At 61.9% G+C, this 7452-nt stretch carries 8 protein-coding genes and 4 tRNA genes; 2 read left to right on the top strand and 10 right to left on the bottom strand.

What is annotated here, in order from left to right:
* Positions 1 to 36: 36 nt before the first annotated feature.
* Positions 37 to 1290, bottom strand: a complete 1254-nt coding sequence (murA, locus tag M3G19_RS11000; RefSeq protein ID WP_259902665.1) for a UDP-N-acetylglucosamine 1-carboxyvinyltransferase — start codon at positions 1288 to 1290, stop codon at positions 37 to 39.
* A 31-nt stretch (positions 1291 to 1321) separates the two neighbouring features.
* Positions 1322 to 2161 carry an acetate metabolism transcriptional regulator RamA gene (gene ramA / locus M3G19_RS10995; protein ID WP_259902664.1) on the bottom strand — a complete coding sequence of 280 codons (840 nt, stop codon included), beginning with the start codon at positions 2159 to 2161 and terminating at the stop codon, positions 1322 to 1324.
* A 362-nt stretch (positions 2162 to 2523) separates the two neighbouring features.
* Here ramA and cysK point away from each other — a divergent pair, with 362 nt between their 5' ends.
* Positions 2524 to 3468: a cysteine synthase A gene (gene cysK / locus M3G19_RS10990; protein ID WP_259902663.1), complete on the top strand. Its 945-nt coding sequence runs from the start codon at positions 2524 to 2526 to the stop codon at positions 3466 to 3468.
* A 90-nt stretch (positions 3469 to 3558) separates the two neighbouring features.
* On the top strand, positions 3559 to 4149 hold the full coding sequence (gene epsC / locus M3G19_RS10985) for a serine O-acetyltransferase EpsC (RefSeq protein WP_259902662.1): 591 nt from the start codon (positions 3559 to 3561) through the stop codon (positions 4147 to 4149).
* Positions 4150 to 4179: 30 nt separating this feature from the next.
* Here epsC and M3G19_RS10980 read toward each other — a convergent pair whose 3' ends face one another.
* From M3G19_RS10980 to M3G19_RS10945, 8 genes are all read right to left on the bottom strand, one after another.
* Complete coding sequence (locus M3G19_RS10980; RefSeq protein ID WP_259902661.1) at positions 4180 to 4494, bottom strand: GNAT family N-acetyltransferase; 315 nt, start codon at positions 4492 to 4494, stop codon at positions 4180 to 4182.
* Positions 4495 to 4610: 116 nt separating this feature from the next.
* Positions 4611 to 4683 (bottom strand) — tRNA-Phe (locus tag M3G19_RS10975).
* A gap of 41 nt (positions 4684 to 4724) precedes the next feature.
* Positions 4725 to 4798, bottom strand: a tRNA-Asp gene (locus tag M3G19_RS10970).
* Between the two features lie 153 nt (positions 4799 to 4951).
* Positions 4952 to 6022 carry an HNH endonuclease signature motif containing protein gene (locus M3G19_RS10965; RefSeq protein ID WP_259902660.1) on the bottom strand — a complete coding sequence of 357 codons (1071 nt, stop codon included), beginning with the start codon at positions 6020 to 6022 and terminating at the stop codon, positions 4952 to 4954.
* Positions 6023 to 6122: 100 nt separating this feature from the next.
* Positions 6123 to 6196: transfer RNA gene (locus M3G19_RS10960), tRNA-Asp, on the bottom strand.
* 1 nt (position 6197) lies between these two features.
* Positions 6198 to 6273, bottom strand: a tRNA-Glu gene (locus tag M3G19_RS10955).
* A gap of 62 nt (positions 6274 to 6335) precedes the next feature.
* Entirely contained in the window at positions 6336 to 7022 is a 687-nt protein-coding gene (locus M3G19_RS10950) for a DUF1345 domain-containing protein (protein WP_259902659.1), read from the bottom strand.
* Between the two features lie 9 nt (positions 7023 to 7031).
* The gene (locus M3G19_RS10945; protein ID WP_259902658.1) at positions 7032 to 7448 is read right to left on the bottom strand and encodes a YccF domain-containing protein; all 417 of its coding nucleotides are present in this window, start codon (positions 7446 to 7448) and stop codon (positions 7032 to 7034) included.
* Positions 7449 to 7452: the final 4 nt, after the last annotated feature.

The following is a 7452-nucleotide window of genomic DNA, read 5'->3' as shown; positions in this document are numbered from 1 at the left end:
TGAGAAGGGGTAAACGGGACGTCGATAAGCGTTTATTTACGCAACGCGCGTAACGGACGCTCCAAGCTGGTTCAGCTGCTCAACAAAGTGCGGATAACCTCGGTCGATGTGCTCCACATCGTGCACGATCGTCTCCCCGTCCGCGACCAAGCCCGCCAATACGAGACCAGCACCAGCGCGAATATCGGAAGACCAGACATCCGTCGAAGAAAGCTTATCGACGCCGCGCAGCACCACATGGTGCCCATCCACCGTCGCATCAGCGCCCAGGCGGAGCATCTCGTCCACAAACCTGAACCGGGACTCGAACACGTTCTCCGTGATCACCGACGTGCCCTCCGCAATCGCCGCGAGCCCGATCGCCATCGGCTGCAGGTCAGTCGGAAAGCCAGGGAACGGCAGCGTCTGATAATCGACAGCCTGCGGACGGCCGTCCATGCGCACGCGGAAGCCCTGCTCGTAGGTCTCCACCGTCGCGCCAGCATTCTTCAACTTCGCCAACGCGAGATGAAGGTGACGCGGCGCGATCCCGCCCACGGTCACGTCACCGCCGGTCATCGCCGCCGCATACGCCCACGTGCCAGCGACAATACGGTCGCCGACCACCGTGTGTTCCGTGGGATGCAGCTTATCGACGCCGTCGATCGTCACCGTCGACGTTCCCGCCCCCTGAATTCGCGCACCCATCGAATTGAGCATCTCGCACAGATCCACGATCTCCGGCTCGCGCGCCGCGTTATCCAGGACCGTGCGACCTTCCGCCAGCACTGCCGCGGTGAGAATATTCTCCGTCGCACCCACCGATGGGAAATCCAAGTTGATGTTGGCGCCGCGCAGCTGCCCCGCACGCGCCACAACCGCGCCGTGCTCTATGTGCGTACTCGCGCCGAGCTTCTCCAGCCCCGACTGGTGCATATCCAGCGGACGCGAACCGATCGCGTCACCGCCCGGCAGCGCCACAATCGCCTCGCCGCAGCGCGCAGTCAGCGGACCAAGCACCGCGACCGACGCGCGGAACTGCCGCACCGCATCGAAATCCGCGTGCGAAGACACCGTCGGCGGCGTATGAATCCGCACGACCGTCCCCTCGATCTCCACCTTGCAGCCGAGCCCTTCTAGGACCTTCTGCATCAACGGAACGTCGAGAATCTCCGGGCAATTGTTCAGCGTCGTCGTGCCCTCCGCGAGCAACGACGCCGCCATCAGCTTGAGCACACTGTTCTTGGCTCCCGCCACCCGGACGGCACCCTGCAGACGTGCTCCACCTTGAACCAGAAAACGCTCTTTCACGCCCCCTAGGGTAATGAAAATTCCGCGGCGCCTACGGCAGCGCGCCAATGCGCCGCGCCGCGTTCACCGCTTCGTAGCGCGTGTGCGCTCCGAGCTTGCGCATCACGCTGCGCAAGTACGACTTCACCGTCTCCGCGCCGATGCCCATTTCCTCGGCAGCCTCCACATTCGTGTGGCCGAGCGCGACACACGACAACACGTCGATCTCACGCGCCGACAGCTTTGTCGACTGCTTCACGCGGACCGGCGACACCATCTGGTCGCACAACTGCTCCAGCTCCTTGCGGAGCTCTTCTTCCTCCACCCGATTCGCCAGCATGCGCAGCTTCGAGTGCGTCGCACGGATCTGCTCCCACTCGGCACCGTTCATTACGCGGCCGGCTTTGGCGGTGCCCTTGCCGCCCTCGACTCGTCGTAAAGCGGAATTGACCGCGAGATCCTGCTCCAACGTGCGTGCCGTCATGGTGACCTCCTCGATCACCTTGTCGCCCAAGCGCACCGGCGAATGGACGCCGACGTAGAGCACGCCGCGAATCTCGCGCTGCACGATCACCGGGACAGCGACCACAGAATGCAGGCCCTCGTCCTGGATCGCGGCGTCGTGCTCGTGCGAAATGACATTCGCGCGCGTGTAATCAGACACACCCACCGCGCGCCGCGTGCTCACGACGCGACCGCCGACACCATGATTCGGCTCGATCACCAAATTCTGCAGCGCCGGCGTACGCAGTCCGATCCACTGAGTGATCTGCAGGCGGTTATCGGCAAGCAGGGTGCCGTACATCGCCACAGGGATTCCCGTCGCGGTCTTCAGTGACGTGAGCGAAGCGCGGATAGCATCATCGTCGTCCTTGACCCGTTGCGAATCCATTCAAACTCCTTACAGGAAGCCCCCCATTAGAGTGTCCCCGCCGGCGGGCGTAATTCGGTCTCTGCGGTACAGGTAGAACCATACTAACCCACCTATGGGGGTAGCAAAATGACCCGCAAGCCACACAACCGCACCCACACGCGCCCGATCGCCTCCGACCCCGAACATCTAGCTACCCCCGCTCCACAGAAACTGGAGCAACCGCACGTCATCACGCTAAACCGGGCAGTTCATTTGTTTTGGACCGCTCTGTCTATCTTTTCCGGCTTGATCGTGTACCATTGGGTCCGTCCGCGGAAGTGAACCAACTCCCGCCGTGAACACGACGCCCCGCCAACCGGGGACAAAACAAAGGAGCGACAATGGGAAACGTTTACAGCAACATCCTTGACACCATCGGCGGCACCCCGCTCGTCGAACTCAAGGGCATCACCGAAGGCACCGACGCAGCCAACGCGACCGTGCTGGGCAAGCTCGAGTTTTACAACCCCGCCAACTCCGTCAAGGACCGCATCGGCCGCGCGATCATCGACGCAGCCGAAGCGTCCGGCGACCTCAAGCCTGGCGGCACCATCGTCGAAGCGACCTCCGGCAACACCGGCATCGCCCTCGCACTCGTCGGCGCAGCTCGAGGCTACAAGGTCATCCTGACCATGCCCGAGACGATGTCCGTCGAGCGTCGCGTCATCCTTCGCGCTTACGGCGCGCAGATCGAGCTCACCCCGGGTGCAGCCGGCATGAAGGGCGCTGTGGACAAGGCCAACGAGATCGTCGAGCAGACCGACAACGCCATCCTCGCCCGCCAGTTCGAGAACGAGGCCAACCCGAAGGTCCACTACGAGACCACCGGCCCCGAGCTGTGGAACGACACCGACGGCAAGATCGACATTCTCGTCGCCGGTGTCGGCACCGGCGGCACCATCTCCGGCGCCGGCAAGTACCTGAAGGAGCAGAACTCGGACATCAAGCTCATCGCCGTCGAGCCCGCTGCTTCCCCGCTGCTGTCCGAAGGCCAGGCCGGCCCGCACAAGATCCAGGGTCTGGGCGCCAACTTCGTCCCGGGCACCCTGAACCGCGAGATCATCGACGAGGTCATCACCGTCTCCAACGAGGACGCTGTGGCCACCTCCCGCGAGCTCGCCCGCAAGGACGCCGTCCTCGGCGGCATTTCCTCCGGCGCGAATGTCAAGGCCGCCCTCGAGGTCGCGTCCCGCCCGGAGAACGCCGGCAAGACGATCGCCACCGTGATCTGCGACTTCGGCGAGCGCTACATCTCCACCATCCTCTACGAGGACATCCGCGACTAAGCATTTTCCGCTTATCGACGCCGCCCCCTCCCTGAATCCAATCCTTCAGCGCGAGGGGGCTCTGCTATTGGCGCTGCTACACTACGCCCCATGCTGAAGGTGATCAGGACCATACGTGAGGACCTCGCTAACGCCCGCGACCACGACCCAGCCGCGCGCGGCGATCTCGAGAACGCCCTCGTCTACTCCGGCCTTCACGCCATTTGGATGCACCGCATCAGCCACGCCCTGTGGGTCCGCGACGTCAAAGGCCCGGCTCGCATCCTCGCCCAGATCACCCGCTTCCTCACTGGCGTCGAAATTCATCCCGGTGCCACCATTGGACGCCGTTTCTTCATCGACCACGGCATGGGCATCGTCATCGGCGAGACCGCCGAGATCGGCGACGGTGTCATGCTCTACCACGGCGTCACCCTCGGCGGACAGGTCCTCACCCAGACCAAGCGCCACCCCACAATCGAGGACAACGTCACTATCGGTGCCGGCGCAAAAGTGCTGGGCCCCATCACCATCGGTGAGGGTTCCGCCGTCGGCGCCAACGCCGTCGTGACAAAGGATGTCCCCGCGAACTGCATCGCGATCGGCATCCCGGCCAAGTGCCGCCCGCGCAAGTCCGACGAGCGAAAGCACCTCGTCGACCCCGACTCCTACGTCGCCGAGGACAACAACTACGTCATCTAGAGCATCAGGGCGAGCCGCCTTGACATGGCCCTACGCGACAAGGTCTTTGTAGTCCGCGTTCTTCTCCACAAAATGCTCCACTGCTGAGCACGTCGGGATGATCTTCTTGCCGGCAGCGCGACTGTCGTCGAGAGCTTCCTTCACGAGCTTCCCCGACAGCCCCTGCCCCCGGAACTTGGGGTCGATGACGGTGTGATTGAAATCGCGCGTGGTGTCATCCGCATCGCGGTAGTCCGCGAACCCGGCCTGCTCCCCGTCAACCGTCATGACGTAGCGTTTCGCCGCTGCATCGTGCTCGATGTTCACGTTCTCACTTGCTGGCTGATTTGCCGTCTGATCTGCCATGGTGCCCTCCTACGAAGCGCTGTCGACCGCCACGTTTCGTGTCAGTTCGTATCAGTTCGGAAGCACCCATCATATGCAAAAAGTCCTCCCGCTTTTGCAGGAGGACTTCATGGTTGTGGCCAGAGCCAGGATCGAACTGGCGACCCCACACTTTTCAGGCGTGTGCTCTACCAACTGAGCTATCTGGCCGGAACCGTGCGCCGCGCAGTCAATACGCAACAACAGTTCAGCGACCCTGACGGGACTTGAACCCGCGACCTCCGCCGTGACAGGGCGGCGCGCTAACCAACTGCGCCACAGGGCCTTATTCTTTTGTTTCGCACTTCCGCGGCTATTTGTGTTCCGCGTCTTGCACGAATTGATACCTTACACAGAGGCCGCGAAACATTACAAACCAGCATTACACCGCAGGTTTTCAGGCGTGCGGAAGTGGCCGTGGGGTATGGTGGCCCCTCGGCTATGTTCCGAACAGTAGGTGCATCGCACCGTATTGGTGTGTGTTGTTCGCCACTGGTGTTCCGCGCGGTGAGATCCATGTTGGTGTCCCATCGCGCACCTGTATTCGACCCCTGTTATGTCTGCCGGGGTCATCATCGTTGGTGCGGTTGTGATACCTGCACAACACCGACAGGTTGTTCATGTTCGTCGGCCCACCGCGGGCCCAGGGTTCGATGTGGTGGACCTCGCAGTTATCAGCAGCATGCCGGCAATCCGGCACAGGACACGTCGTCAGTGTTGCCCGGGCGAGGTCGCGTTGTTTCTTATTAGCGAACCGTTTCGTGCTGTACAGGTTCACCGGACCTACCTGCGGGTGGAACAACGCCACCTCAAGGTCCTTGGAGTGATGGTGCATCAAATACTCCGCACCAGTCATCGTCGTGCCATCAGACAACCCCAGGATGGTCTCATCCCCCTGGCCGCCGAGGACCTTGATGTAATCCGGCAACGGGATCTGAACCAACGGGCGTGGAACAGCATCAGCAACAGCACCATCCTTGTGCAGCAAGTCGTGGAATGCCTCGTACATCTGCGGGCCCTCGGGGCGGTTGGCGTCGAGTTTTTGGCGCAGGGCGTACTCAAGAGCGGCGATATCCCTCGCATCACCAGTAGCACTAAAAGTGCGCTTGCCTTTCCGCTCCTTACCAAACCGCACCGCCGACTCAGGGGCAGGTGTATCCACCTCAGGGACGATGTCTTTGGCGCGGCGTTTCAACGTCTCGTAGTTCCCCCGCACAGACAACAACGCCAGGCGGATCCTCCACTTCTCTTTCTCCGTGCCCAGGGTGCGGACTTGTTGTTCGATGAACAAGATCTGGTCCAAGGACTTCCCCGTCTCACGGGCGATGCGTACTGCGTGGGCTTGCTTGCGGGAGAACTTCGTGGGGCCGAAGTACACCTCGCGGGCTTTTTCTCCGTCGGCGGCGAGAGTCGATTTCATTCCGGCATCGACAACGGCCTGGCGGTTGAAATCAGCCAGGATATCCATTGGTCGCGCAGCAGCGACGATAAACGCCTCGAAATCATTCACGACACAAACGTTAAACCGATAGCAACCCGAGATCCACCAAACAATGTCTACTTCAGTAGACAATGCGAAAAGGGCCCGAGCATTTGCTCGGACCCGTTTGCGACCCTGACGGGACTTGAACCCGCGACCTCCGCCGTGACAGGGCGGCGCGCTAACCAACTGCGCCACAGGGCCTTGGTACCCCCAACGGGATTCGAACCCGTGTTGCCGCCGTGAAAGGGCGGAGTCCTAGGCCTCTAGACGATGGGGGCACACGCTGTTAGACAGCTCGCCTATCGTAAGCCTCCCCTCGGCTTACCTCCAAATGAGCTGGTTATCCGGCCGAAAGCGAGGTGCTTAAGACGGAGACAACCATCGCGAAGATCATCGTGTTGAAGGTGAAAGCGAAGGCAGTGTTCACCCGCAGCTTTCGCCATGCGAGCCGGTTGGTGGGAGTGGCAGGCAGGGTGGCACCCATGACGGACGTCATGAGGGCGAGGGTGAGGTAGTCTTCGAAAAGCGGGGAATCTGTGTGCTCGAACCGGAATAGCGGAGCGCGGGCTGCGTAGTCCAACTCGAGGTACTCCGTAGCGTAGGCAAGCACCATGAAAGCCCAGGATCCGACCACTGCCACTCCAGCGAGAGCGAGCCACCGCCAGTCTTCGCGGAAATAGTCGATGCGGCTGAGAACAATGGCCACGCTGATGGCAGCGAACGCACCGATACTGGCGAGGTTCGCTGCTCCTTTAATGCCGAGCCAGCGCACCCAGCGCCGTTGCCGCAACTGATGTTCCGCGGCGGCATAGGAGGCCAGCTCGTCTGGCTGCCGCTTGGACAGTTGCCGCGCTGTCCACCCACAGAAAATGAGCACGTAGAGCACCCAGTACACGAGGTAGAAGACGATCAGCAAGATGCCTTGTCCTTCGGCGATAACATCGCGCAGGAAAAGGAAAATCGTCAGCAACGCGAGTATCGCGGCGCTGACCGTGGATACTCCGTACCGGGTGACTTCAGAACGCATCGCGGAAAGTTACCGGGCGACGGGAACCATTCGGGCGCGGGCGTCGCGCGAGTTGACCACGGTCTTGCCAAACGGGAAGCACGTGACCGGGATCAGCTTGAGGTTGGCCCACGCGAGCGGCAGACCGATGATGGTGATGGCCTGCGCGACCGCGGTGACGACGTGCCCGAGAGCAAGCCACAGGCCGGCGACGACGAACCAGATGACGTTGCCGAGCACGCTCAGTCCCCCGCTGCTGGAGGTCTCGACGACTTCACGTCCGAACGGCCAGAGAACAAAGCCGGCGATGCGGAACGCGGCGACGCCGAACGGAATGGTCACGATGAGCAGGCACGCCACGATGCCAGCCAGCACGTACCCCAGGAAGAGCCAGATCCCGGCGGTGACAAGCCAGATGATGTTGAGAATCAGTCGAATAAGTCCCATGCCG

It is taken from the genome of Corynebacterium sp. p3-SID1194 (assembly GCF_025144155.1).
Classification (GTDB): domain Bacteria; phylum Actinomycetota; class Actinomycetes; order Mycobacteriales; family Mycobacteriaceae; genus Corynebacterium.
The sequence above is the reverse complement of the archived record's forward strand: the minus strand, read 5'-3'. Positions and strand labels throughout refer to the sequence as shown.

Bases quoted from the DNA above. Each gene is read 5' to 3' on its own strand.
- M3G19_RS10945 (WP_259902658.1), bottom strand. From the start codon at position 7,448: ATGGGACTTATTCGACTGATTCTCAACATCATCTGGCTTGTCACCGCC.
- M3G19_RS10980 (WP_259902661.1), bottom strand. From the start codon at position 4,494: ATGGCAGATCAGACGGCAAATCAGCCAGCAAGTGAGAACGTGAACATC.
- cysK (WP_259902663.1), top strand. From the start codon at position 2,524: ATGGGAAACGTTTACAGCAACATCCTTGACACCATCGGCGGCACCCCG.
- epsC (WP_259902662.1), top strand. From the start codon at position 3,559: ATGCTGAAGGTGATCAGGACCATACGTGAGGACCTCGCTAACGCCCGC.
- M3G19_RS10950 (WP_259902659.1), bottom strand. From the start codon at position 7,022: ATGCGTTCTGAAGTCACCCGGTACGGAGTATCCACGGTCAGCGCCGCG.
- ramA (WP_259902664.1), bottom strand. From the start codon at position 2,161: ATGGATTCGCAACGGGTCAAGGACGACGATGATGCTATCCGCGCTTCG.